23 protein-coding genes are annotated in these 23,724 nt (G+C 62.6%); 7 read left to right on the forward strand and 16 right to left on the reverse strand.

Annotated elements, in window-relative coordinates; all coding sequences use genetic code 11:
• The first annotated feature begins 35 nt into the window (after positions 1-35).
• The 3 genes from AC2A1N_RS20580 to AC2A1N_RS20590 are packed head-to-tail and all read left to right on the forward strand — an operon-like array spanning position 36 to position 5,988.
• A complete protein-coding gene (locus AC2A1N_RS20580) occupies positions 36-1,340 on the forward strand; it encodes a TolC family protein (protein ID WP_170935783.1) in 1,305 nt (434 codons plus the stop codon).
• Positions 1,337-2,851: an efflux RND transporter periplasmic adaptor subunit gene (locus AC2A1N_RS20585; protein ID WP_005413406.1), complete on the forward strand. Its 1,515-nt coding sequence runs from the start codon at positions 1,337-1,339 to the stop codon at positions 2,849-2,851. Before AC2A1N_RS20580 ends, AC2A1N_RS20585 begins: the two co-directional genes overlap by 4 nt.
• Positions 2,848-5,988 carry an efflux RND transporter permease subunit gene (locus tag AC2A1N_RS20590; RefSeq protein ID WP_005413407.1) on the forward strand — a complete coding sequence of 1,047 codons (3,141 nt, stop codon included), beginning with the start codon at positions 2,848-2,850 and terminating at the stop codon, positions 5,986-5,988. Before AC2A1N_RS20585 ends, AC2A1N_RS20590 begins: the two co-directional genes overlap by 4 nt.
• A 104-nt stretch (positions 5,989-6,092) precedes the next feature.
• On the opposite strand, the gene AC2A1N_RS20595 is transcribed toward AC2A1N_RS20590, so the two are convergent.
• Positions 6,093-6,923: a DUF4198 domain-containing protein gene (locus AC2A1N_RS20595; protein ID WP_049452571.1), complete on the reverse strand. Its 831-nt coding sequence runs from the start codon at positions 6,921-6,923 to the stop codon at positions 6,093-6,095.
• Positions 6,924-6,949: 26 nt separating this feature from the next.
• Positions 6,950-7,390: a TonB-dependent receptor gene (locus tag AC2A1N_RS20600; protein WP_229298439.1), complete on the reverse strand. Its 441-nt coding sequence runs from the start codon at positions 7,388-7,390 to the stop codon at positions 6,950-6,952.
• Here AC2A1N_RS20600 and AC2A1N_RS20605 point away from each other — a divergent pair.
• On the forward strand, positions 7,308-7,514 hold the full coding sequence (locus tag AC2A1N_RS20605) for an arginase family protein (RefSeq protein ID WP_005413410.1): 207 nt from the start codon (positions 7,308-7,310) through the stop codon (positions 7,512-7,514). The two genes, AC2A1N_RS20600 and AC2A1N_RS20605, sit on opposite strands and share 83 nt — an antisense overlap.
• A 29-nt stretch (positions 7,515-7,543) precedes the next feature.
• Here AC2A1N_RS20605 and AC2A1N_RS20610 read toward each other — a convergent pair whose 3' ends face one another.
• The 13 genes from AC2A1N_RS20610 to AC2A1N_RS20670 form a co-directional block, all read right to left on the reverse strand.
• Positions 7,544-8,095: a DUF305 domain-containing protein gene (locus AC2A1N_RS20610; RefSeq protein ID WP_031269107.1), complete on the reverse strand. Its 552-nt coding sequence runs from the start codon at positions 8,093-8,095 to the stop codon at positions 7,544-7,546.
• A gap of 74 nt (positions 8,096-8,169) precedes the next feature.
• Complete coding sequence (locus AC2A1N_RS20615) at positions 8,170-8,445, reverse strand: EF-hand domain-containing protein (RefSeq protein WP_311184594.1); 276 nt, start codon at positions 8,443-8,445, stop codon at positions 8,170-8,172.
• Positions 8,446-8,473: 28 nt separating this feature from the next.
• Positions 8,474-10,609, reverse strand: coding sequence for a copper-transporting P-type ATPase (locus AC2A1N_RS20620; RefSeq protein WP_024957401.1), 2,136 nt, complete (start codon positions 10,607-10,609; stop codon positions 8,474-8,476).
• A gap of 247 nt (positions 10,610-10,856) precedes the next feature.
• Entirely contained in the window at positions 10,857-11,786 is a 930-nt protein-coding gene (gene copD / locus AC2A1N_RS20625; protein ID WP_017354978.1) for a copper homeostasis membrane protein CopD, read from the reverse strand.
• A gap of 10 nt (positions 11,787-11,796) precedes the next feature.
• Positions 11,797-12,180, reverse strand: a complete 384-nt coding sequence (gene copC / locus AC2A1N_RS20630) for a copper homeostasis periplasmic binding protein CopC (RefSeq protein WP_005413416.1) — start codon at positions 12,178-12,180, stop codon at positions 11,797-11,799.
• Positions 12,181-12,358: 178 nt separating this feature from the next.
• Complete coding sequence (locus AC2A1N_RS20635) at positions 12,359-12,709, reverse strand: four-helix bundle copper-binding protein (protein WP_012480213.1); 351 nt, start codon at positions 12,707-12,709, stop codon at positions 12,359-12,361.
• Between the two features lie 70 nt (positions 12,710-12,779).
• The gene (locus AC2A1N_RS20640) at positions 12,780-13,304 is read right to left on the reverse strand and encodes a DUF411 domain-containing protein (protein ID WP_012480214.1); all 525 of its coding nucleotides are present in this window, start codon (positions 13,302-13,304) and stop codon (positions 12,780-12,782) included.
• A gap of 14 nt (positions 13,305-13,318) precedes the next feature.
• Positions 13,319-13,828: a nuclear transport factor 2 family protein gene (locus tag AC2A1N_RS20645; protein ID WP_031269112.1), complete on the reverse strand. Its 510-nt coding sequence runs from the start codon at positions 13,826-13,828 to the stop codon at positions 13,319-13,321.
• Positions 13,829-13,847: 19 nt separating this feature from the next.
• Complete coding sequence (locus AC2A1N_RS20650) at positions 13,848-14,618, reverse strand: c-type cytochrome (protein WP_005413420.1); 771 nt, start codon at positions 14,616-14,618, stop codon at positions 13,848-13,850.
• A 12-nt stretch (positions 14,619-14,630) separates the two neighbouring features.
• Positions 14,631-15,899, reverse strand: a complete 1,269-nt coding sequence (locus tag AC2A1N_RS20655; protein WP_005413421.1) for a copper-binding protein CopB — start codon at positions 15,897-15,899, stop codon at positions 14,631-14,633.
• Complete coding sequence (locus AC2A1N_RS20660; protein WP_311184595.1) at positions 15,896-17,764, reverse strand: copper resistance system multicopper oxidase; 1,869 nt, start codon at positions 17,762-17,764, stop codon at positions 15,896-15,898. The genes AC2A1N_RS20655 and AC2A1N_RS20660 overlap by 4 nt, the downstream gene beginning before the upstream one ends.
• A gap of 113 nt (positions 17,765-17,877) precedes the next feature.
• A complete protein-coding gene (copL, locus tag AC2A1N_RS20665; protein WP_012480218.1) occupies positions 17,878-18,297 on the reverse strand; it encodes a transcriptional regulator CopL in 420 nt (139 codons plus the stop codon).
• 174 nt (positions 18,298-18,471) lie between these two features.
• Positions 18,472-18,822 carry a helix-turn-helix domain-containing protein gene (locus AC2A1N_RS20670; RefSeq protein ID WP_043033515.1) on the reverse strand — a complete coding sequence of 117 codons (351 nt, stop codon included), beginning with the start codon at positions 18,820-18,822 and terminating at the stop codon, positions 18,472-18,474.
• Between the two features lie 129 nt (positions 18,823-18,951).
• Here AC2A1N_RS20670 and AC2A1N_RS20675 point away from each other — a divergent pair, with 129 nt between their 5' ends.
• Positions 18,952-19,710: a hypothetical protein gene (locus tag AC2A1N_RS20675; protein WP_223224790.1), complete on the forward strand. Its 759-nt coding sequence runs from the start codon at positions 18,952-18,954 to the stop codon at positions 19,708-19,710.
• A gap of 20 nt (positions 19,711-19,730) precedes the next feature.
• Here the strand turns inward: AC2A1N_RS20675 and AC2A1N_RS20680 are convergent, their stop codons facing one another.
• Positions 19,731-20,783, reverse strand: coding sequence for a DNA-binding protein (locus AC2A1N_RS20680; protein ID WP_021201903.1), 1,053 nt, complete (start codon positions 20,781-20,783; stop codon positions 19,731-19,733).
• 274 nt (positions 20,784-21,057) lie between these two features.
• Between AC2A1N_RS20680 and AC2A1N_RS20685 the strand changes: the two genes are divergently transcribed.
• Both AC2A1N_RS20685 and AC2A1N_RS20690 read left to right on the forward strand, forming a co-directional pair.
• Positions 21,058-22,638: an ATP-dependent nuclease gene (locus AC2A1N_RS20685; protein ID WP_021201904.1), complete on the forward strand. Its 1,581-nt coding sequence runs from the start codon at positions 21,058-21,060 to the stop codon at positions 22,636-22,638.
• A complete protein-coding gene (locus AC2A1N_RS20690; RefSeq protein WP_012480224.1) occupies positions 22,616-23,713 on the forward strand; it encodes a UvrD-helicase domain-containing protein in 1,098 nt (365 codons plus the stop codon). The genes AC2A1N_RS20685 and AC2A1N_RS20690 overlap by 23 nt, the downstream gene beginning before the upstream one ends.
• The last annotated feature ends 11 nt before the right edge of the window (positions 23,714-23,724 follow it).

Genomic DNA, 23,724 nt, shown 5'->3' on the forward strand with positions numbered 1-23,724 from the left:
TTGCAGCGCGCTCGTTGTCGTTTCCCGGAGGTCTTATGGAGATGTCTTTCTTCTTGCGTGCAAGGCGCAAGATGGCGTGTGGGTTCGTGTTTGCCCTGGCGCTCAGTGGTCCTGTGCTGGCGGCATCGCCCGCTATCCCGATCAGCTACACAGAAGCCCTACAACGGGCGCTTGCTAACGCCCCAACCCTGCAGGTGCGCCGATCGCAGATCGATGCCAGTACCGAAGAAGCCGCGCGTGCTGGCGCGCTTCCCGACCCACGTTTGATCGTGGGGCTGGCGAACTGGCCCGTCAGCGGACCCGATGCCTTCAGCTTGCGGGCCGATGAGATGACCACCCAGCAAATCGGTCTGATGCAGGAGTTTCCTGCGCGTGCGAAACGACGTGCCGAGCACGCGTTGGCGCAAGCGACGCTGGCGCAAGCGCGCTCACTGTCGATGGCCGAACAGCAGATGGTGGCCCAAGCGGCCGCGCTGGCCTGGATCGAGCTGTGGAGTACGCAGCAAGCCGTAGATGCGTTGGAAGGTCTGCGCGAGCCGGCCCGTATAGCCGAGCGTGCGGCGCGTGCTCGCTTGGCAGGCGGCACGGCCGGGGCCAGTGATGTGCTTGCCGCCCAGGCCGCCCTACTGCAGTTGGACAATCGCCTGGAGCAGGTACATGCGGAGCACGCCGCCGCGCAGGCCGGCCTGGCGCGGTGGTTGGGTATTGCACCAGAGGCGATCTTGGCCAGTGGTGCGGCACCGGATTTTTCGCAGTTGCCATTGGAGCCCACCCAACTGCTGGCCAAACTGGACCAACACACGCCACTACTGGGCTGGGAGGCACGCGAGAGCTTAGCCCAGGCCCAGGTGGATGCGGCCGTGGCCGAAACCCGCCCGGATTGGAGTGTGGAGCTCACCTACGGACGTCGCGAGCGCGCACCCGACGGCATGGCGCGCAGCGACATGCTCATGGTGGAAGTGGGTGTGGGCCTGCCGCTGTTCCAGAAGAACCGCCAAGCACGAGGCATCGCGGCACGGCGGGCCGAGCTGGAGGCGGTGTCCGCAGAGCGCGATGAGGCCCGGCGCATCCAAGCCGAGTCGGTGCAACGCGCGATAGCGCGATGGCGCGGGTTAACCGGCCAGTTGGAGCGCCAGAACACGCAGAGCCTGCCTTTGGCGCGCGATCGTGCACGCACGGCGTTGGCCGCCTACGGCGCCGGTGCCGACCTGCAGCCGTGGCTGGAAGCGCGGCGCGATGAGATCGAATTGCACCTGGAGAACGCCCGTCTGCTGGGCGAACAGGGCCGTGCCTGGGCGGCACTGGCCTATCTGCTACCCCATGAGGAGAACACGCCATGAGCCCGACCAAGACGCGTCTCACACAGCTCGCCGTGGCCCTCGGGTTGCTGGCGCTCGGCTTTGCCGGCGGCTACGCCTGGATGACTCGAACCTCTGATACCACCCCGCCCCCCGGCACGAGCGTCGCAGATCAAGCACGCAAGGTGCTGTACTGGTACGACCCCATGGCGCCGGAGCAGCGATTCGACAAGCCGGGCAAATCTCCGTTCATGGATATGGAGTTGCTGCCCAAATACGCAGATGAGGCCATAGGGGGCGGAACGCAGATCGATCCGCGCCTGCAGCAGAACGTGGGCATACGCACTCAGGAAGTGACGGTAGAGTTACTAGGGACTGCCGTACGCGTGCCGGGCACACTGACGTGGGATCTGACCCAGGAAAGCGTGATCAGTGCGCGCATGGAAGGCTTGATCACCCACGTGCAGGTAAAGGCGCCGTTTACCGAGGTTCGTCGTGGTCAAACGCTGGCCACCGTGCAGGCCCCGGCATGGAACGCGGCCATCGCCGAAGCACATGCCCTGAGCCAAGCTCAGTCCGCGGGCGCGCGTGAGCTGCAGGGTGCGGCGCAACAACGGTTGCGTTCGTTGGGTGTTCCTTCTGGCGCCTCGGCCAGAAGTGGCGTCGTGCTTAGCGCAGACCACAGTGGTGTCGTGACCGAGATCCTGGCACGCGAGGGACAGACGGTGATGCCCGGTACGCCACTGTTCAAGATCAATGGGCTGGACACGTTGTGGCTGGAGGCCTCGGTACCCCAGGCAGCGCTGGGCACCTTGCGGCCGGGGACCTCAGTGCAGGCCACGGTCAGTGCCTGGCCGGCAGAGCGCTTTGCCGGACAGATCCAGGCGTTGCTTCCCCAGGTCGACATGGCTAGTCGCACGCAGCGGGCGCGAATTGTGCTGCGCAACCCGCAGCGTCGGCTGGTGCCGGGCATGTTCGCCGAGGTTCTGGTGCAGCCCGACGCCGAGCAGGCCCTGCCAGTCGTTCCCACGGAGGCGCTGATCGCCACCGGGCGGGACAGCCGGGTCATCGTGCAGGATCCGGACGGGAGCTTCCGGCCAGTGCGGGTGAGTGTGGGACGTAGCGTGCAAGGGCGCACGCAGATCGTGGCAGGCTTGGCCGGTGGTGAACGCGTGGTCGTCTCGGGTCAGTTCTTGCTCGACTCCGAAGCCAGTCTCTCCGGTGCGTTGGAGCGCCTGGGTGCTGCACAACCGACACGCCCTGCCAGCGCATCAGGTGTGCACGAGCGCCATGACGCCGGGCACGAACCACGCACTGTCGTGCCGTCACCGTCCAGACAGCCGGCGCCTGTCGCGCCAGACACCTCCACCTCTACGCCGCCGCGCTGCCCGGTGCAGTACTGGTATGACCCGATGGTGCCGGAGAAGCATTTCGACAAGCCGGGCAAGTCACCGTTCATGGATATGCAGTTGGTACCCAAGTTCGGCCCCGCCGCAGCCGCTGATTGCCAGGCAAGCGAGGTCATGTCCGAAGCGATGGAGGGCACACCATGATCGCGCGCCTGATCCATGCTTGCATCGCCAATCGCGTGCTGGTGCTGGTTGCCGCCGCGCTGCTGGCGGTGGTCGGTATCTGGTCGGTAAAGAACACGCCGCTGGATGCGCTGCCGGACCTGTCCGATACCCAGGTCATCATCCGCACGCAATGGGCGGGGCAAACCCCGCGCATCATCGAAGACCAGGTCACCTACCCGTTGGCCACCACGATGTTGTCCGTGCCGGGCGTGAAGGCGGTACGCGGCTTCTCCTTCTTCGGTGATTCATTCGTCTACATCCTGTTTGACGATGCCACTGATCTTTACTGGGCGCGCTCTCGAGTGCTCGAGTACTTGAGCCAGGTACGCGATCGACTTCCGCCGAATGTGAATCCGGCGCTGGGTCCTGATGCGACAGGACTGGGCTGGATCTACCAGTACGCCTTGGTGGATCGGACAGGTCAACGTGATGTGGGGCAGCTGCGTGCGTTGCAGGACTGGTTTCTTCGTTATGAGCTAAAAACCGTGCCGGACGTGGCTGAAGTAGCCAGTGTGGGCGGTGCGGTGCGCGCCTGGCAGATCCAGCCCGATCCGCAGGCGTTGGCGGCCCGTGGACTGACGGTGGCCGAGCTCATCGAGGCGGTGGATGCGGCCAACGGCGCTACCGGGGGCTCGGTGATCGAACAAGGCGAAGCCGAACTGATGGTGCGCAGCGAAGGCTACCTGCGCACACAGGAGGCGTTCGAACAGGTGCCGGTAACCGGCAACGACGGCATCCCCGTCCTGCTCGGCGAGGTGGCCACGATCAGTCGCGGGCCGGTCTTCCGTCGTGGTATCGCAGAGTTGGATGGTCAAGGTGAGGTGGCCGGCGGCGTGATCGTCCTGCGGACCGGCAAGGATGCCTTGGGGGCCATTCGGAACGTCAAAGCGCGACTGCAGGCGTTGCAATCCAGCTTGCCCGAGGGCGTGGAAGTGGTGCCGGTGTACGACCGCTCCGAGCTGATCCAGGATGCGGTACGCAACCTCACCCACAAGCTTGGCGAAGAGTTTCTGGTCGTAGCGCTGGTATGCCTGCTGTTCCTGTGGCACCTACGCTCGGCGTTGGTGGCCGTCATCACCCTGCCTTTGGGTATCCTGGCGGCCTTCATCGTGATGCACGCCCAGGGGATCTCCGCCAACTTGCTGTCATTAGGCGGCATCGCCATCGCCATTGGTGCGATGGTCGATGCAGCGGTGGTGATGATCGAAAATGCACACAAGCATCTGGAGCACTGGCGGGAGGCGCACGGCCGGGAACCTCAGGGTGAGGAGCGCTGGCAGCTGATGGCCCGCTCGGCGGCCGAGGTCGGACCGGCCCTGTTCGCCAGCTTGCTGGTCATCACCCTGTCTTTCGTGCCGGTTTTTGCCCTGCAGGCGCAGGAAGGGCGATTGTTCTCGCCTCTGGCCTACACCAAGACCTACGCGATGGCCGCCGCAGCAGGGTTGTCGGTGACCTTGATCCCCGTCTTGATGGGCTACCTGATCCGCGGCCGCATCCGCCCGGAACAGCAGAACCCCATCAATCGCATCCTGATCGCTGGCTATCGGCCCATCCTGCTGTGGGTCCTCAAACATCCCGGTGTCACCTTGCTGCTCAGCGGCCTGCTGCTAGTGCTCACCTTGATCCCCTTTAGCCGGTTGGGCAGTGAGTTCATGCCGCCCTTGGAAGAAGGCAGCCTGTTGTACATGCCCACGGCCCTGCCCGGCCTGTCCGCCGACAAGGCCCGTCAGTTGCTCCAGCTCTCGGGCCGGATGATCAAGACCGTACCGGAGGTTGAGCACGTGTTCGGCAAGGCGGGCCGTGCCGAAAGTGCGACCGATCCGGCACCGATCGAAATGTTTGAGACCACCGTGACCTTCAAGCCGCGGGATCAATGGCGCCCGGGCATGACCCCCCAGAAGCTACGCCAGGAGTTGGACGCAGCGGTCAAGATTCCCGGTCTGACCAACCTATGGGTCCCGCCCATTCGCAATCGCATCGATATGTTGGCCACCGGCATCAAGAGCCCGATTGGGATCAAGGTCTCCGGACCCGATGTGGAGCAGATCGAGCGCCTGAGCCAGCAGATCGAGCAGGTGGCCAAGACTGTGCCCGGCGTGAGTTCGGCACTGGCCGAACGCGTCACGGGTGGGCGCTATGTCGATGTACAGGTGCGCCCGGAAATCGCTGCACGTTACGGATTCACTCAAGGCCAACTCCAGCAACTGATTGCCACGGTCGTTGGCGGTGATCCAATCGGGGAAACGATCGAGGGGCGCGAACGCTATCCCATCGTCTTGCGCTACCCCCGTGGCCAGCGTGACTCGTTGCAGGCCTTGCAGGATCTGCCGCTGATCGCGCCAGGCGGTGTGCAACTGACCTTGAGCCAGGTGGCGGAGCTGTCAATCAGCCCAGGCCCGCCGATGCTCAAGAGCGATAACGGCCGGTTGGTGGGCTACATCTACGTGGATGTGGCCGATCGCGACTTGGGATCGGTGGTCCAGGACCTGCAAGCCGCGGTGCAGACCCAGGTGAGTTTGCCTGCCGGCTATGGTCTGGCGTGGTCGGGGCAGTACGAGTATCTGCAACGGGCTTTGGCACGCCTGCAATGGGTGGTGCCCGCGGCGTTGGCGATCATCTTCCTGGTCATCTGGATGGTGTTTCGCCGGCTTAGCGATGTATCCATCATCCTGCTCAGCTTGCCCTTGGCGTTGGTGGGCGGTTTCTGGTTGATCTGGGGGCTGGGCCATGCGATTTCGGTGGCCAGCATGATCGGATTCATCGCCCTGGGCGGCGTTGCGGCTGAGTTCGGCGTCATCATGCTGCTGTACCTGCGTCATGCCTGGGAGCAGCGCTTGGCCAGCGGTGCGCCGGAAGATGTGTCTACCCTGCAAGAGGCTATCTACGAAGGCGCCGTGCAACGGGTGCGCCCGAAGGCGATGACGGTAGCCGTCATCCTGGCCGGGTTGTTTCCGCTTTTCGTCGGTGCCGGTGCCGGCTCGGAGGTCATGCAACGTATCGCCGCGCCGATGCTGGGTGGCATGCTCACCGCACCGGTGCTCTCTATGGTGGTGATTCCCGCAGCGTTCTATCTAGTGCGGCGACGTGGATTGCGCGCGGCGCGGGGCGACCAATGAGAGACAGACTGAGCACTTGAGGTAAGTCCCCACAAAAAGACGCCAGTCATGGAAGAAGTCATGACTGGCGTCAAAGGGGAGAGTACCGCCTACATGCTTACTTATCAGTGCCCGGCGTGCGGGGAAATCTCAAAGCTCAGCGACGCCCGATCCGACACAAAATCCAAACCCTTTTGTGTAGAGGGCACCATGTGATTGGTGTGGATGTACCAGGTCTTGGCGGTGGTCACCTGGAAACTGGCTTGGCCTTGGGCATCGGTGCGCAGGAGCGTAGCGCTACCGTGCCCACCCTTGACCGGTGCGTCAGCACGATGACCGACGTACACGCGTAGGTTGGGCACTGGCGTGCCCTGCTGCAGCACCTGGAACGACAGCTGTTCGCCGACCTTCACGCTTCCAGGATTGCGGGCCAAGCGGATCTCCAGCGGATAGCCCAGCGAGGCAGCGAAATCGTCGGTCAGTTTTGTGCCCACCTGTCCAATGGTACGAGCATGCTTGGTATAGCTATAGGTGACCCCTTTGGGAAACTTGCTCGCATCATAGGTGGCCAGGGTATCGGGCAAGTCTTCCAACTCCAGGTACTTGCCGAACTCGCTGGCCGTACGCGTGCTGGTGGAGGCCATCGTCGAGACCCCCAGCAGATAGGTGCCCTCGCCCGCCGGATGCACGGTGAGCTGGCTCTGCTTGCCGACCTCTTTCCAACTGGCCAAGTCCGGTGCAGCCTTAGCGCCGCCCTGACTCAGCGAAACGTCCTGTAGACGCGCTCGGGTGACTGCACCTGCACTTTCATCGAAGGTGCCATTGTTCACCAACGCTGTGTTCGCCTCGCCCGCTGCGGTGCCAGGCTTGGAGAAAGCGACAAACAGGTCGTGCGCACCGGCACTGCCGGCCACAGCGAACAGCAGTAGTGTGGCGGATAGTTGCGTGTTTCTCATGATGTGTAGCTCCTCGTGATCGTGGCTTACCAGTGGTAACCAAAGCGGACATTCCAGCGACGACCCAGCAAGTCGTACGTCATGGTGTCGGTGTCGGTGTTGGGGTTGTTCTTCACGAACGGCGCCTTCTTATCGAGCACTTTTTCAACGCCGGCGGAGATATCCCACTTCTTCTTGATGCCGTAGCTCAGTTGCAGGCTGTGGTACACCACGCTGGACACATGCGAGCCGATCGTGTCGGGCACGGCGATGATGTCGTCCGCGCTGCCGATGTACTGCGCCGAATAGACGCCGGTCCAACGGTTCTTGCCCATACGCAGTGAGCCCAAGCCACGCCACTGGGTGTAGCTACCCAAGCCGCTGGTGATCTTGCCGGCGTACTCAATGGTGGTGGCCCCGGGCGTGAGCGCCCCCAACCCACGCGGGGTGAGTCTGGAGGTCCTGGAAGCCCTGCTGGATCTGGTCATGGCCTCGGGCAAGGTACGTGTGGTCGACGTGGCGGAACTGTGTCCGCCCCTGGATCCGGATCAAGCCACCGCACGTGTGGCCGCGCGTTTGATCCACCGAATGGTCAGTGCGCAGGCTCAGTGAAGTGATATCGGCTGGCAAAAGGCAGTGAGCTAATGGGAACGCTCAGCCAGCAACTGCTTCATTTGCGCGATCTCCTGTGTCTGCGAGGTAATAATGTCCTGGCAGAGCTTCACCAACTCAGGATCCTTCAGACGATTCTCCTCACACATCAGGATGGCGCCAGCGTGGTGGGGAATCATCGAACGGATGAACTGTTTGTCAGTGACCGCTGCTTGAGTGCGAATGCCCCACCAGCAGAACAGCATGAACGCCACCGTCAGACCAGCCAGAATCAGATTGCGTCGGCGATCGGGGTACATGCTGGACATTAGCCACAGCTCGATCAGCAGCATGGGAGCGGCCATCAGGCCCGCCATGTAGAACTGGTTCACGTTGTTATAGACGTTAGCCCACTGATCGACCATTGCGTACATCAATGCGTACATGGCCACGAAAGACAGGCCCATCATCAACAACAGGCGGCCGTAATGGCCTTGATGCCCTTGTTGTGCCTGGTGGGCAGGTTGGTGTGAGGCGTGCGGTTTTGCGTGCTGGGACTGCGGGTCTTGCGCGTTTTCGTGCGTACCGTGCGAAGAGGACATAACAATCTCCGTGGGAATGGCAGAACGGCGGAAGAACCCGGGAACTGTTGGAACAGCTCCCGGGCTGAGAACACTTACATACCCTTGCCGGCAGCGAATTCCTGCGGGCTCAGCTTGCCATCTTTGTTGCTATCGAGCATGCCAAAGTGCGGCGCCAGCTTGTGCTTGGCCAGTTCTTCCTTGGACAGCGAGCCGTCCTTGTTGGCATCGAGCTTGGTGAAATCGGCATCGGCCGCCGCCGGCTTGTGCTGACCGTGGTCGGTGGTGGGCGTGGTGGTCTGGCCGCCGGCGAAGGCCGCGCCCGCCATCAGGAACAAGGCCATCATCGAGAGGGAGGCATAATGCTTCATTGCAGTACTCCTTGTGGGATATGAGCCATCAGTGACAGGAATGGCCGCGCGCAGGCTCATCGGCGCGGTCAGGGTGGGGGGTGGCAACAACGGTGGAGCCGGACAAACGCAGGGCATTGGTGACCACCGAAACCGAGCTCAGGCTCATGGCCAGGGCCGCCATCATCGGACTGAGCAAAAGGCCGAAGCTGGGATACAGCAAGCCGGCGGCGATAGGCACGCCGATGGCGTTGTAGACGAAGGCGAAGCCCAGGTTCTGCTTCATATTGGCCACCGTCAAAGACGAGATGGCACGGGCTTGCACGATGCGCCTCAAATCACCCTTGACCAGGGTGAGCTGGGCGCTGGACATGGCCACATCCGTGCCCGTCCCCATCGCGATGCCCACATCGGCTGCCGCCAGGGCCGGCGCATCGTTGATGCCATCGCCAGCCATGGCCACGCGACGACCCTGGGCTTTGAGTTGCTGGACCAGGTCGGCCTTGTCCTGCGGCTTGACGCCACCACGCACATCCTCGATGCCCAGCGTGCGCCCCACGGCCTCGGCCGTCGCCTGTGCGTCACCGGAGGCCATCACCACGTGCAGGCCATCGGCACGTAGCAGGTTCAAGGCAGGCAAGGTCGTGGCTTTGATGGGATCAGCCACCGCAATGGCGCCGGCCAACCGACCATTGACCGCCAGGAACATCACGCTAGCGCCTTCTTTCCGAAGACGCTCGGCGCTGCTTTGCAAAGGTGCTACATCGGCGCCAACCGACGCCATCAGGCTTTGGTTGCCGAGCACGACATCCTGATCGGACACGCGCCCGCGGACGCCTTGGCCGGTGAGCGAATCAAAATCTTGGGCGGCCACCAGGTTCAAGCCACGTCGCTGGGCTTCAGCCACGATGGCCTCGGCCAAGGGGTGCTCACTGCCCTGCTCCAAGCTGCCGGCCAAACAAAGGATCTGATCGGCGTCGAAGCCGGCGTTGGAGAGCGTGTCGCGAAAGGCTGGACGCCCCTCGGTCAACGTACCGGTCTTGTCCACGATCAACGTGTCGATCAGACGTAGCTGCTCGATCGCCTGAGCATCGCGGAACAGGACCCCGACCTGCGCAGCGCGGCCAGTGGCGACCATGATCGACATGGGGGTAGCCAAACCCAAGGCACACGGGCAAGCAATGATCAGAACCGATACGGCATTGAGGACGGCAAAGGTCCAGGACGGTTCGGGTCCAAACAGACCCCATCCGAAGAACGTGAGCACCGCCGTGGCCAGCACGGCCAGGACAAACCAGTACGCCACCTTGTCCGCCATACGCTGCATCGGCGCGCGGGAGCGCTGGGCTTGGGCTACCAACTGCACAATCTGCGCCAGTACCGTCCCGGATCCGACTTTGTCCGCCCGGATGACTAAGGCGCCCGTCCCGTTGAGCGTGGCGCCTATAACGTGATCACCGACAGCCTTCTCCACCGGAATGGGTTCACCGGTCAGCATCGACTCATCGACACTGGCGCGGCCTTCGATGACTTCCCCATCGACCGGCACCTTCTCGCCCGGTCGTACGCGAAGCAGATCACCCACGTGCACGTGATCCAGCGCAACGTCCTCTTCGCCCCCATCGGGTTTGACGCGGCGAGCCGTCTTGGGCGCCAATCCCAGCAGGGACTTGATGGCCGCCGAGGTTTTGGAACGCGCCCGCAGTTCCAGCAGCTGTCCGAGCAGGGTGAGCGAGACGATGACCGCTGCCGCCTCGAAGTAGACCCCTACCCGTCCATGCTCGCGGAAAGAGTCCGGAAACAGGTCCGGTGCCACGGTGGCCACCACGCTGTAGCCAAACGCGGCGGCCACGCCGATGCCGATCAGCGTCCACATGTTGGGGCTGCGATTGCCGATGGACTGTAGGCAGCGCTCAAAGAAAGGCCACCCCGCCCAGAGCACCACCGGGGCGCTCAGCACGAGCTCAATCCAGGTGCGCGCCTGCGTGGACAAGCCGGGCAGACGGTGTCCCAGCATGGCCAAGACCAGGACGATCAACGTCAAAGGCAACGTCCACCAGAACCTTCGGGTGAAATCGCGTAACTCTGGATTGTCGTCCTCCTCCAGCGAGGGCATCTCCGGCTCCAGCGCCATGCCGCAGATCGGACAGGTGCCGGGACCTGGCTGACGAATCTGCGGATGCATCGGGCAGGTGTAGACCGTGGCGTGGGTACCGCTGGGTTGGGCCACCGCTGCTGGGGCGGTCACTTCAACTTGCTGGGGAGCATCGTCCGTATAGCGGACGGGATTGGTGATGACCCGTCCATCCGCAGCCTCGACAGGGGCTGCGCCTGCAGAATGGTGATGGTCATGGGACGACGGTGAGTTCATGCCGATGCTCGCTTTAGTGGGGATGGACTGCCAAGGCAGTGTGCCATTGCGGGTTACACAGCTATTCGGGGCTGAGCGTCCCGAGCACTGAAACAACAATCAGGATCAAGATGGCCAGCGCGGCCTCAGCCGTAACACTCTGCCGCAAAGCCCGCACCTCCTGCGCGGGATCTCCGCTGGTCAGCGCTCGTTCCAAGCGCGGCACCAGCGTCCATCGGTGCAGCGCTCCCAAACCCAGCATTCCAGCGAACAGGGCCAGTTTGAAAAGCAGCAACTTCCCGTAGGTGCTCTGGAACAGGGCCGAAAACGACCACGCGGTGAGATCCCCGTAGTGCGCGATGCCGGACACGATGAGCGCACCAACGAAGATCGTTCCCAGCGTCGAAAAACCATGCAGAAAGTCATGCGTTGATCGCAGACGCCCGCTGCCGTTCGTCTCTTTGCCGCGCAGCAGCATGGCAAGGAACATCAGGACCGCTGCGATCCAGCCGCCTGCCGCGAGAAGATGGACGATGCCTGCAGCAAGCCGGACCGCGCCTGCCAAGCCCTCGCCAGCGGCGGCGTGGCCGTTCCATGCCAGCGAAGCGAGTGCGCCGCCCGCCAGCATCGCCCCCAGCGGGAAGGCGGTCTCCACCTTCCCGCGGCGACGATGCCATCCGAGCACGAACATCAGGGCGACCAGCAGCGCGCCTCTCGCCATGGCTGCCCGGCCCGCGGACGTCTCGAGCAGATACCAGCCAAGCGATGCGCGATCAACCTCGGCAAGCGGCATTCCCATGATGCCCGCGGTCTTGAAGACGACATCGAGCCCGGTGAGCACGAGACCGGCTACGGCACCCGCCAATAGAACGCCCATGAGTGACCACCCGGCCAAGGCGTCGGCGAGTGCCGATCGACGCGACCCGTACCAACCGAAGAGTGGAACCCCGAAAAGAACCATGATGACAAGGTATTCCAAGAATCTCAGTGCATAAGCCGACAGGTCGAACATTCGCGACTCCTCAGCGCACCGTGAAGCTGAAGCTGCCCGGCATGGGGTGGTTGTCACCACCGACGGCGCGGTATTCCACGGTATAGACGCCCGGAGCCAGCGGTCCAGGCAACTTGGCACGCAGGGTCTTGCCGTTGTTGACGATCTCGGTCGTGAAATTCTCGATCGGCATGGTGGAACTGCCGTGCTTCATGAGCAACTTGAGACGCGACGCCCGCGGAATCAATGTCTCGTTGAACACGAGATCGATCTGGCCTGGCGAGGCCACCACCGCATTTGCCGCCGGTGTGGACTGCTGCAGCGCGGCGTGGGCGTGCGCGACCTGCAGCGAAAACTGCCCGGCCGCGATTGCGAGGACGAGCGCGAAGGAGCGAATGACGTTGGACGACTTCATATGGATAAATCCTCATTGGAATGTGATGCAAAGCCCGTTCGGGAGGGGCCGCGCTGTGTTCGATGCGACAAGCGTTAGATGTCGGACTGTCACTGAAACCACGATTTGTCGGATTTTCTTGATACTTCCGCTTTCGCGAGACGAGGATCCCACCGGCTCAGGCGGGATCCTCGACGCATTACGCTGCCATGGCGCTGCAGCTTTCCGCGCAGCGGCGACAAACTTCGGCGCAGCGCGTCATCTCAGGGTCGTTCATGGCGTCGCATGCATCGGCGCACTGGCGGCAGATCTCCGCGCAGGCACCGCAAACCACGTCGTGAACGCTGGCACCGCGCAGCATCGCGTCGGCACTGGTTGCGCAGGTATCGGCACACGTCGCCAACAGGGCGATGTGCTCCGGGGCCGCGTGAACACCTCCTTTGGTCAGGCAGTAGTTGATGGTCTCCAGGCAGATCGCATGGCATTGCGTGCAGTTGTCGATGCACTCGTTCATGGCCTGGGGCCGGTGTGCTGCGGAATGGTGAGTCATGTAGTTCTCCTTCTTCCTCGCGGGCGAGAATCGGCGCGCCCGCAACACCGTCCCCTGTTGCTGCGACGGATCAGTGCTGTGCGAACGGTTCAGTGGTTCCGTCGCGATGTATCAGCTCGACCGTGAACGGCTGCTGGCGTCCCTCCGGGACCTCCATGCCCGGAGAACCAAGCGGCATCCCTGGGAGGACCAGGCCGCGTGCGTTCGGCTTTTCTTCGAGGAGACGCTTGATGTCCGCGGCCGGAACGTGGCCTTCGATGACGTATCCGCCGATCTCGGCCGTGTGGCAGGAGCCCTTTGCATAGGGGACACCCAACCGCTCCTTGACCAGACCCAGGTCATCCATGTCGTGCACATCCACGGTGAATCCCGCCTTCTGCACGTGGTCGATCCAGACACCGCAGCACCCGCAGGTCGGGGTCTTGTGGACGGTCATGCGTGGCAGGGCTGCTGGAGTCGCGTCGGCTGATTGGACGACAACCTGTGCGGAGGGCGAGGTTGTGGGTTGCGCGGATGAAGCATCCTGGGTGCAAGCACCCAGACCAGCCACGGCAAGGACCACAAAAGTCAGACGGTGCAATGTGAGCGTAGTCATTTCAATCTCTCGACTCAGCGCTTGGTCCGCGAGGACCAGTGGATGTGGACGATCCGCCAGCCGTCCGCGGTCTCCTTCAGCACCATCGTCTCGTCGCTCTGGACGGTCAGTGGCTGGCCGTCCTTCTGGGCATGCAACTCGCTTTCGGTTCCGACCCACGCGAACTCGCCAGCGGCTCGTGCGCGCTGACGGAGCAGCTGGCGATGGGCGCCCTTGAGGAACGCCGCATCGCTGACTGCGTGATGGCCCATGTATTCCTCGCGGCTGCGTTCGGCGCCCCCGGACTCGAGGATGAGAACGTCGGCAGCGAGCAGGGCTTCGACCGTGGCCAGATCGCCGCTAGACAGGGCCCTGTTGAAACGCTCCGCTACGGCGACCGCGGCCTCTGCAGTGACTGGGACGTCGACGTCCGCAGATGCCGCGGCAGCGGGGTGATGTGCGTGCGGCTGTGTCGCCTGCGCCATTGCGGGGGACACGACGGCCAGTGCCAGTGCGAGGGTGAACGAGATTGCTGTTGCGTTCATTGCGTGGGCTCCAAGGAGATCAATGGGGGTGCGCATGGCCGTCATCGGCCACGGGCGTGTGTGGTGCAGGGTGCGACTCCACCTTGCCGTCGGGATGGCCGTGGCTCACCAACCCGACTTCCGTGTCGCTGGGTGTCGGGCCGTGGTGATCGTCGTCCACGCCCGGCGGGTGCGCATGCGGCATGGAGTTGTTGCCCGGCTCGAATAAGGCAGGGTGATCCTCGGCCTTTTCGTCGTCATGGTGGCCTTGCGTCTCGCCGCCGCCATGCGAATGGCCCTCGCTGCTGTCGACAAGTTCCTTGTACGCAGTCGCGTCCAGCGTGGGCAACTTCTGCAGGAAGGCCGACATGTTCCATATGAACTCATCGTCCATGCTGCCGCCCCAAGCGGGCATGCCGCTGGCCTTGATGCCGTGCTTGATCACCCAGAACGCCTCAGCTGGAGCGACCGGCTGTTTGCTTAGGTTCGGTGGCGCGGGGTACAGGCCCTTGCTCATCTCGGTGGCCGCCGCGTCTGGTGAAAGATGGCAGGTCACGCACATGGCGTTGTAGTTGCCCGCACCCTGGCGGATACGCTCAGGATCATCAAGGTTCGTGGGTAGCTGAAGCTTGGCGGCGCGCACCTCAATGGAACGCTCGCGCGCCGTTTCAAGTAGCGCATACACCGGGCGACTATGCGGATCGTCGGCGGCCACGTTGTACACGCCCAGAGAGAGCGTGGCGGTTGCGACCACCGCAACCAATGCCACGCCGGCACCGAGCCATACCCACATCTTTTTGTTGGATTTCATTGTCAGTTCCCCTTAGAACCAGGTACGAAGGCCGATGACCAAGCGCGTGTCTTCAAAGGACTCGCCATGCTCGCGTCGCATGTCTGCGGTATTGCCAAACGCGCGCTCGTACACCACGCCGATGTAGGGAGCGAACTTTCGGGTGAACTCATAGCGAAGTCGTAGCCCCGCCTCAGCGGCACTCAGACCCGAACCTATCCCGCGCAATGGATCGTTCTTGCCATAGGCGGTGACTTCCACCAGCGGCTGCAAGATCAGCCGGTTGGTTAGCAGCAATTCGTACTCGGCCTCGACATTGGCGGCAGTCTGGCCCCCTTCGCCGAGATAGGCTGTGGCGGACACTTCGAACTTCATCGGCGCCAAGCCCTGTACACCGATAGCGGCGAAGTTCTGCGATGCCCCAGGCTTGAAGTCATGACGCACACCGGCCACCACATCCCACCACGTGGAGATACTGCGGCCGTAAAGCACTTCCAGATCAGCCGACTCGGTCTGACCATCCGTGCGTTCGCCTTCACTGCGGAGCCAGACGCGATTGAGGTCCGTACCGATCCAGCCCTGGCCCTCCCAGCCCAGCCCGGTGCCCGGATCGGCATCCCAGGTTTCCAGGCGATTGAGCAGCACGTAGCTCTTGATCGAGTTGTCATGCACCGGATGCGCGTGTTCCGGCGCGATGGCCGCCTTGCGATCCGCGTCCGTCACCGCGGGAATCGGGGTGCGCGGCTGCGTTGGCGCTGCAGGCCCGTGTCCCATCTGACTGTGGTCCATGCCCTCCATCGATTGCATTCCCGCTTCTGGTGTAGCGGGCGCGGGCGAATCATGGCCCATCTGCGAATGGTCCATCCCCTGCATCGCAGGCGTGGCCGTGCCGGAGGTGTCGGCTGCAGCGGGCTGTGCCATCTGACTGTGATCCATGCCCTGCATCGACTGCGCCTGCGCTGTGGGCGCCGCAGGTGTGCTCGCGGGCGAGCCGTGCCCCATCTGCGAATGGTCCATGCCCTGCATGGCAGGCTCGGCTGCGTTAGCCTGCGGCTCGGCGTGGCCCATCGCCGCATGATCGATCGTCGCTTCGCTCGTCTTGGCCGGTGTTGCAGGCTTTTGGGCTGGCGCAGGTTTTGATGTCGGTGCCTGATGTGCAGAGTGATCCTGAGTCTGGGTCTGCGCGCCCTGCTCCATCTGCATGGAGCCGTGCTGCATAGATTGGGCGCTGGCCGCATTGGCCAGGGCCAGCGAGATAGCCGTCAGCGCAGTCAGGGTGGTATCGCGTCTATTGATGTTCATTCGTCGACCCTCACCGTGCGCATCATTCCGGCTTCCATGTGATAAAGCAGGTGGCAATGGAACGCCCAGCTGCCCAACGCATCGGCACGCACGCGATACGTGCGTCGGCTACCTGGCGGCATATCCACCGTGTGCTTGCGCACCATGAAGTTGCCGTTGTCGTCCTCCACGTCACTCCACATGCCGTGCAAATGGATGGGATGGGTCATCATCGTGTCGTTAACCAATACGATGCGCATACGCTCGCCGTAGTTCAGCCGCAGCGGCTCGACATCGGAAAACTTCTGACCGTTGAAGCCCCAGGAGAATTTCTCCATGTGTCCGGTCAGATGCAGCTCGATCTCGCGACCGGGGTCGCGTCCGTCAGGGTCTTCAAAGGTGCTCTTGAGCATGGAATACGTCAGCACATGACGGCCGTTATCGCGCAGGCCATTGCCCGGATCATCCAAGCGCGAACTCACGCTCATGGCTTGGTTGTCCAACAGGGGATTGTTGGTCTCGCTAGCAGGGTGTGATTGCATGCCCCCGTGCTGCATGCCTGCCATGGCACCATCGCCGGCGGCGGGCATCGCATGGCCTGCATGGGCCGAGGTCGCGTTACCGCTGACAGATGGGGTCATGCCAGGCATGCCCATGGCCGCACCACAGCCGCCTTCCATGCCCTTGCTGCCGCCAGACATATCCATCGACCCATGATCCATGCCCATGTCTGCCATCGTCAGCAGCGGCCGGGGATCCACAGACGGAACGGGCGCGCGTAATCCTTCGCGCACAGCGAGCGTGCCGCTGATGTAGCCGGTGCGACCGGAGTCTTGGGCAAAGATGGTGAATGCGTCCTGCCCGGAGGGCTCCACGATCACATCGAAGGTTTCTGCTACCGCGATGCGGAACTCGTCGACGGAAACCGGATGGACATACAAGCCATCTGCCGCCACCACGGTCATCTTCAGCCCCGGAATACGCACATCGAAGTACGTCATGGCAGAGCCATTGATGAAACGCAGGCGCACCTTCTCGCCACTGCGGAACAAACCGGTCCAGTTGCCCAGTGAGGTCGTGCCGTTCATCAGGTAGGTGTAGGTGTTGGCGTTGACGTCGGACAGGTCCGTGGGCGTCATCCGCATCACGCCCCACATCTTGCGATCTTCCAACGTGGCCGACAGGCCGTTGCGCTTCACATCGCGCGCAAAATCGCCGACCGTGCGCTTGTAGTAATTGTCATGGCCCGGCATCTTCTTCAAACGATCGAACAGGGCCGTCGGGTCCAGGTCTGTCCAATCGCTCAGCATCACGACGTAGTCGCGATCGAAACTGAAGGGCTCCGGCTCCAATGGGTCGATGACGATCGGGCCATAGAGCCCGGCTTGTTCCTGGAACCCTGAGTGGCTGTGGTACCAGTAGGTTCCGCCCTGATGCAGGGTGAACCGGTAGTGGTAGGTCTCACCACGTCCGATACCGTCAAAGCTCAGACCCGGCACGCCGTCCATGTTGGCCGGCAAAATGATGCCGTGCCAATGGATGGAGGTGTCCGCGCCATGGATGGAGTTAGCGGGCAATGCATTAGAGACGCGCAAGTTGACCGTGGTGCCTTCCCGCCACCGCAGCAACGGCGCCGGAACGGACCCGTTGACCGTGATCGCGGTGCGGGTCTTGCCGGTGAAGTTCATCGGCGTCTCGCCAATGGTCAGGTCAAACTCAGTGCCCGATAGTACGTTGGGTTGTCCCGGCCCCTTGAGCGCCCAACTGGCTTTGGGCCAGAAACCTAATCCTGCGACTGCGCCTCCCAAGGCCAAGCCTTGGACAAATCGCCGCCGCGAAGGCAGCAGCGGTCCACCGCGTGGACCACGAAAATCATCATGCGACATGAAAATGCTCCAAGCGTCGTGTTGCCACCGGCGGGCGGTGGTACAGAGCGGGCGGCTGGCCTAAACAGGCATGCAAGCCACACCAACGGCGCCATTGCGGCGCCTAGGGACGCTTAGCCGATCGGTGGTCGGATCAGATGAGGCAAGGCAGGTGCCGCATGCCCTAGGGGCAGCGGCATGACATCCAGGCCCAAGGCCAGTTGCACCGAAACATGCAGGCGCGCAGGAAGTGCGCTCGCGCAAGCGTGTACGCAGGCGCACCGGCACGCAGAAGACTTGCAACAGTCGGGACCGGCATGGTCGCCATGCCCAGTGCCAGCCTTTTCAATCGATGTGGCATCGGGATGATGCTCAGCACTGTGATGGGCGAAGCAGTCTTCGTCGACTTGCACCGCGGCAGCCACTTCGCTGGCCTGCTCTTCCATGACCGGGTTCATACTGACGGACGCAAACGCCGACCACGCGCCGTTAAGCACGAGCATGGCGATCAGGAACAGTCGCAGTAGAAGTGAGGAGGCTGACACGGGCGACATGGTATATCACTTGAGACAAGGCGCGTGTGTATCGGTCGTGAACAAAATCTCAAGTAAGCCTGAGATGTCGCGACTTGTCAGTCGCACTAGCCGCGGACACTGCAGCTCCCTCCAGAAGCGCCCAAAGGGCGGGTTGAGGCGAAGAGTTGCCCATAGGGCGAGCGCTTGTTCGGTTTACTTCTCGGGCGTGGCCTCGATCAGCTTCACCAACTCGCGCTTCTGCTGCTTGCTTAGCGAGCCCCAGCGCAGGAGCAACTTGGCCAGCAGATCATCGTCGGTGTAAAGGAAGGCGGCGGGGATCCCCAACGCTTGGGCCAACCGCTCAGCAATCTCCAGCATGGGCTCGTGCTTGCCACGCTCGTACTGGTTGATTCGGGGGCTGGCCACGTGAGGATCCAGACCGGCCCGGATGCCCAACTCCTTCTGCGACAAACCCGTGTGCAGGCGGGCTTGTTTGAGGCGTCGAGCGAAGGTCGGTGTTGAGTCGACGGACAAAGTCACGCGCGCACCCCATGGAGACCCCATAAGGATGGCGGATGTACCCTGCCTTGCATACTAAGATATTCTTAGCTTTGAGGCAACCGGCGACACCGGTAGCGCCGCCCCCCCCCCCCCCCCCAGGAGCCACGCCGCTCCCTCATCCCCGGAAACCGCATGCCCGGAACCTCGTCAATGACGCCATCTGGGGTCGCCAGCATCGAGGAGTTGGGCCTTCGTGGCACCCTTTTCCTAGCCGCACTGTTAGCCGCGCAGCTACGACGCCTACCGGTGGCGCCCACACGCCGCTCCACCTTGCTGGTGCTGGACACGCTGCGAGACTTGGCCTTGATCCAAGTTCCCTGGCCAGCGGATCGATGGCAGATCCGCCCCGATGCCGAGGTCACGCCCATCGAAGATCTGCAATGGGCTTTCGCCTGGTCTACCCACGAGCGCAGGCACCTGCTCCCGGTGCTGGAAGACCAACTCGGCGATATGGCACACGATGTAGACTTGGCGGACGCGAAACTGGAGCTGTGGGATGAACTTGCACTCTGGGAGACCGAGCAGTTTCTGGAGCAGCAATTGCTCAAACATCACTTCGACCCAGGCTGGGCACGTGATGTGGGGTTCGTCTTTCAATCCGGACCGCGGGGCTTGCCGATCGCGCGGTGGCGTTACTGCTGCTGGGCGGCGGTACGCCAAGGTGCCTCGGTGGCGATGCGTCTTGGCGTGCACGACAGCGCCCATGTGCGGGAAGCCATCTTTCAGGAGGTCCAGAAGCGCCTGCGCTACCTGATGACCAGTTCGCCCGAGCAAGGCATGTTCAAGCCCTATCATTTGGCACCGGAGTCCTCAGTAGCCAAACTGTTTGTAGATTGGGTCGTCCCTATGGAATGGGCGTACTGGACAGGTGAGCGCCACCCCAGCCGCTAGCAGACAAACGAGCAGCCTCGTCAGTCGGCTCCCCCATCTTGCGCATGGCCGCGCCGAGTTTTCTTCACCGCATTTTGTGCTGGCGTCAGTTGATTCAGTAGAGGCTCTAGCGCTTCAAGACGTGCATTGGCACGCAACGCATCGGCTTCAGCGCTCTCGCGGCGCTCACGCTCCCGCGCAAGGGTGTCTTGAACTTGAGCTAGCTCGTTGCGCATGGTATCCAAGGTCTTGGCGTCAGTCTTCCAGCGCTCCTGCAGTGCCAAATAGTCCGTCGCGGTCTGGCGCAACGCCACGACCTCGCTGTGTTGGCCTTCGTGGGCCTGTCGTAGCTGGGCAAGCTCACGCTCAATCCGCCCGTGGCGCTCCAGCCATTGACCATTGTCGCGGTTCAGCACCAACAGCTCCTGATTCTTCGCGCCCAAGGCTTCATTGGCCTGACGTAAGGCTACTTGCAGCTCTTGGACCTGATGCTCGTGACGGCGAAGCTCTTGCTCACGCTGCTCTTTGGTTGAAGTGCGGTAGTGCTCAAGCGCTTCCCGGGCATGGGCATGCTTGTCCTCCAGAGAACGCGTATGCGCCTCATGATCAGCCAGCCGCACCGTCATGCCAGCGATGCGCTCGTTCAACTGGGCGATTTCCGCGATCCTGTCACCTAGATTCTGTTGAAGGAGGGCGTGAGCAGCTTGCTCTTGGTGCAGGCTTGCTTCGGTGCGCTGCAGCCGACTGCTCAAGGCGGCAGCCTCCTCTTGGGCACCGGAAAGCGCCTGTTGCCGACTGTGGAGCTCAGCCTGATGGCGCTCACGCTCCTGGGTGAGGATGGCCTCTGCTTCCTCCTGGAGCCGCGAGGCCAAGCGCGCAACCAAGTCCTGCAAAGCATCACTAACGGCTACCGTCCTCGCCGGACCGCCGCCTTCCTCTCCTTCCAGTTCACGCAAGTAGCGGTGGATCGTGGTCTTGGAGCCCGTGTTGCCCAAGGCCACTCGCACCGCGTCGACTGACGGCTTCTTGCGTTGGGCCAGCAGCGCGTCGCGCGCCTTCTGGACGTCACTCTTATAGAGTCCTGCGCGCGCCATCGTGCCACCTCACTTTATTTCGTAATGTATTACATACCATGTAATTACATACTATTAAAGCAGGTAGACGACCGCTCGTCGGCGAAAATAGTTATACGGGATAATATTGAATTATCCCGCGTAAGGCGGATTCTGACCCTTCCCCGCGTCCCAAGCAGTACGAAACCGCCCAGGGCCGGCGATCGCTGGGTAGTATGGCCCAGAGCGGAAAGGAGGCCAGCCAGGGTGCAGGCAGGCTCCGCCACCGAGCCCGTTGGCCATCAAAGGACTGTGCATGCCGATCGAACGTATCGTCATCGACAACTTCAAGTCGTTTCGCCATCTGGACCTGCCCCTCAATGCCCACATGAACCTGGTGGTGGGCGACAACGAGGTCGGTAAATCCACCCTGCTGGAGGCCATCCACGCGGTGGTCACCGGCCAGCTGCATGGGCGCAATCTTGCCTACGAGCTCACGCCCTACCTGTTCCACCAGCCCATGGTGCAGGAGTACTTGGGAGCGCTTGCCACGGGCACGCCGGCCTCGCCGCCACGGATCTCCATCGAAGCCTATTTGGGCGCCGACGCCGCGCTGGCGTCGTTACGCGGCACCAACAACTCCCTGCGTCTGGATACCGCCGGCATCCGGCTGCTGGTCGAGCTCAACGACGACTACCGCGAGGAGTTCAACGCCTACCTGCAGCAGCACCAGGGCGCGGTCAGCCTGCCGGTGGAGTACTACACGGTGCGCTGGTACTCCTTCGCCAACAATGGCGTCACCGCCCGTAGTATTCCGTTCGACTCGACCATCATCGACACGCACGGCATCAAGACCTTGTCCGGTGCCGATCGCTATATCGCCGGCATCATCGAGCAGGCACTGACGCCTGCGCAGCGCGTCTCGCTGTCGCTGAGCTTCCGCCGCATGCGGCAGAGCTTTTCCGAAGAAGCGGATGTGGCAGCGATCAATGCCTACTTGACCGAGCACACCGGGGACATCAGCCACAGGGCATTGACGGTAGGCGTGGACACATCGCCGCGCTCAACGTGGGAAACCAGCCTGTCACCCTACCTGGATGAGCTCCCGTTCACCCAGGCCGGCAAGGGCGAGCAAAGCGCGGTGAAGATGAAGCTGGCGATGCACGCGGCCGGCGCGGCTCACGTGCTGCTGATCGAGGAGCCGGAGAACCATCTGTCCTATTCCAGCATGACCCAGCTGATCGACAAGATTGCGGCCCTCTCCACCGCCCAGCAGGTGATCATCGCCACCCACAGCAGCTTCGTGTTGAACAAGCTGGGCGTGGACAACGTGATCCTGTTCAGCGCGCAAGGCCAGATGAAGCTGGACCAGCTGCCCAGCGATACCCACGACTATTTCATGAAGCTGCCGGGCCACGACACGCTGCGGTTGATCCTGGCCAAGCAGGCGATCCTGGTGGAAGGCCCTTCCGACGAACTGATCGTGCAGCGTGCCTACAGTGACCATCACGGCGTGGCGCCGATGGCTCACGGCGTAGACATCATTTCGGTCAAGTCGTTGGCATTCAAACGCTTCTTGCAGATTGCCGATCGACTGAGGATTCAGGCCAAGGTGATCACCGACAACGACGGTGATATCGCAGTTGTGCAAGAGCGCTATGCCGAGCACATCAACGCGATCTATTACGATTCCGACGAGAGCGCCCCTTCGCTGGAAGAGCAGCTGATCAAAGCCAACTCGCTGGCCGAACTCAATACCGTGCTGGGCAAGGCCTTTGCCGATGAGGTGGCGCTGCTCAAGTACATGAAGGGCCATAAGACCGATACGGCCTTGGCGATTTTCAATAGCCCGCACTCGATCAGGTTCCCGGACTATGTCCAGCGTGCCATCACCTAACCGGGTCCTGCTCTCGGCAGCCGGCTCGGGCAAGACCACGTTGCTGGTCCGGCAGGCCTTGGAGCGACCTGGGCGCCGCATCGCGATTGTCACCTACACGCTGGAAAACCTGGAAGAGATCCGGCGCTCGTTTGAGGCCCACGCAGGCGCGGTCCCCGCGCATGTCACCTTGCACAGCTGGTATGGCTTTCTGCTGCGCCAGTGCATTCGCCCGTACCAAGCTGCGCTTTGCCCTGAGCCTCGCATCGAGACCATCCTGTTCGTAGAAGGTGTCACCAACAACCGCGCCCCACGCACCCAGGTGGCGCGCCACTACCTGGCGGGCAACCGGATGTATTCGGACCGAGCGGCCGATTTCGCTGTGCGCTGCGATGAGCTGACCCAAGGCCAGGTCGTGGCGCGATTGGCGGCGATGTACGACGAGCTCTACATCGACGAAGTCCAGGATCTGGCCGGCTTTGATCTGGATCTGGTCGAACGGCTGTTGAAGAGCGAGATTGCCATCACGTTGGTAGGCGATACGCGCCAAGCCACGTATGCCACCAACTATGCGCAAAGGTACAGCCAATACCGTGGTCCGAATCTGGCAGCGCTGTTTCAGATTTGGGAGGCCGACGGCTTATGCCGGCTGGATCACCGCCTCACCAGTCTGCGCTGCGTCCAGGCCCTGTGCGATATGGCTGACACGCTCTATCCGCAGATGCCGCGGACCCAATCAGGCAATGGCGAGGTCACCGGACACGATGGCATCTACCTCGTCGCTCCAGGGGATGTGGCCGCGTACATGCAGGAGTTCGCCCCCACCGTGCTCCGGCATGACCGGCGGCAGGCGTGCGACGGACTGCCGGCGGTGAACTTTGGGCAGTGCAAGGGCCGCACCTACAGTCGGGTCCTCATCTTTCCGAACGGGCCGTTGACGCAGTACCTGCGCACGGCCGATGCAGCGCGTATCACCGCGCCGCCGAAATACTACGTGGCCTTCACCCGGGCGCGGCAAAGCGTGGCCTTTGTGTATGCCGGCGCGTGCGCGTTGCCGGGTCATCAGCTCTATGCGCCTGCCAGCGCAGACGCATAGAGCCAGGGGCT

The sequence above is a fragment of the Stenotrophomonas maltophilia group sp. SKK55 genome, from assembly GCF_057179845.1.

What these genes read in the sequence shown, in the direction of transcription:
- AC2A1N_RS20580 (WP_170935783.1), top strand. Translation starts at nt 36, where the DNA reads ATGGAGATGTCTTTCTTCTTGCGTGCAAGGCGCAAGATGGCGTGTGGG.
- AC2A1N_RS20585 (WP_005413406.1), top strand. Translation starts at nt 1,337, where the DNA reads ATGAGCCCGACCAAGACGCGTCTCACACAGCTCGCCGTGGCCCTCGGG.
- AC2A1N_RS20590 (WP_005413407.1), top strand. Translation starts at nt 2,848, where the DNA reads ATGATCGCGCGCCTGATCCATGCTTGCATCGCCAATCGCGTGCTGGTG.
- AC2A1N_RS20595 (WP_049452571.1), bottom strand. Translation starts at nt 6,923, where the DNA reads ATGAGAAACACGCAACTATCCGCCACACTACTGCTGTTCGCTGTGGCC.
- AC2A1N_RS20605 (WP_005413410.1), top strand. Translation starts at nt 7,308, where the DNA reads ATGGTGGTGGCCCCGGGCGTGAGCGCCCCCAACCCACGCGGGGTGAGT.
- AC2A1N_RS20600 (WP_229298439.1), bottom strand. Translation starts at nt 7,390, where the DNA reads ATGACCAGATCCAGCAGGGCTTCCAGGACCTCCAGACTCACCCCGCGT.
- AC2A1N_RS20610 (WP_031269107.1), bottom strand. Translation starts at nt 8,095, where the DNA reads ATGTCCTCTTCGCACGGTACGCACGAAAACGCGCAAGACCCGCAGTCC.
- AC2A1N_RS20615 (WP_311184594.1), bottom strand. Translation starts at nt 8,445, where the DNA reads ATGAAGCATTATGCCTCCCTCTCGATGATGGCCTTGTTCCTGATGGCG.
- AC2A1N_RS20620 (WP_024957401.1), bottom strand. Translation starts at nt 10,609, where the DNA reads ATGCATCCGCAGATTCGTCAGCCAGGTCCCGGCACCTGTCCGATCTGC.
- copD (WP_017354978.1), bottom strand. Translation starts at nt 11,786, where the DNA reads ATGTTCGACCTGTCGGCTTATGCACTGAGATTCTTGGAATACCTTGTC.
- copC (WP_005413416.1), bottom strand. Translation starts at nt 12,180, where the DNA reads ATGAAGTCGTCCAACGTCATTCGCTCCTTCGCGCTCGTCCTCGCAATC.
- AC2A1N_RS20635 (WP_012480213.1), bottom strand. Translation starts at nt 12,709, where the DNA reads ATGACTCACCATTCCGCAGCACACCGGCCCCAGGCCATGAACGAGTGC.
- AC2A1N_RS20640 (WP_012480214.1), bottom strand. Translation starts at nt 13,304, where the DNA reads ATGACTACGCTCACATTGCACCGTCTGACTTTTGTGGTCCTTGCCGTG.
- AC2A1N_RS20645 (WP_031269112.1), bottom strand. Translation starts at nt 13,828, where the DNA reads ATGAACGCAACAGCAATCTCGTTCACCCTCGCACTGGCACTGGCCGTC.
- AC2A1N_RS20650 (WP_005413420.1), bottom strand. Translation starts at nt 14,618, where the DNA reads ATGAAATCCAACAAAAAGATGTGGGTATGGCTCGGTGCCGGCGTGGCA.
- AC2A1N_RS20655 (WP_005413421.1), bottom strand. Translation starts at nt 15,899, where the DNA reads ATGAACATCAATAGACGCGATACCACCCTGACTGCGCTGACGGCTATC.
- AC2A1N_RS20660 (WP_311184595.1), bottom strand. Translation starts at nt 17,764, where the DNA reads ATGTCGCATGATGATTTTCGTGGTCCACGCGGTGGACCGCTGCTGCCT.
- copL (WP_012480218.1), bottom strand. Translation starts at nt 18,297, where the DNA reads ATGTCGCCCGTGTCAGCCTCCTCACTTCTACTGCGACTGTTCCTGATC.
- AC2A1N_RS20670 (WP_043033515.1), bottom strand. Translation starts at nt 18,822, where the DNA reads ATGGGGTCTCCATGGGGTGCGCGCGTGACTTTGTCCGTCGACTCAACA.
- AC2A1N_RS20675 (WP_223224790.1), top strand. Translation starts at nt 18,952, where the DNA reads ATGCCCGGAACCTCGTCAATGACGCCATCTGGGGTCGCCAGCATCGAG.
- AC2A1N_RS20680 (WP_021201903.1), bottom strand. Translation starts at nt 20,783, where the DNA reads ATGGCGCGCGCAGGACTCTATAAGAGTGACGTCCAGAAGGCGCGCGAC.
- AC2A1N_RS20685 (WP_021201904.1), top strand. Translation starts at nt 21,058, where the DNA reads ATGCCGATCGAACGTATCGTCATCGACAACTTCAAGTCGTTTCGCCAT.
- AC2A1N_RS20690 (WP_012480224.1), top strand. Translation starts at nt 22,616, where the DNA reads ATGTCCAGCGTGCCATCACCTAACCGGGTCCTGCTCTCGGCAGCCGGC.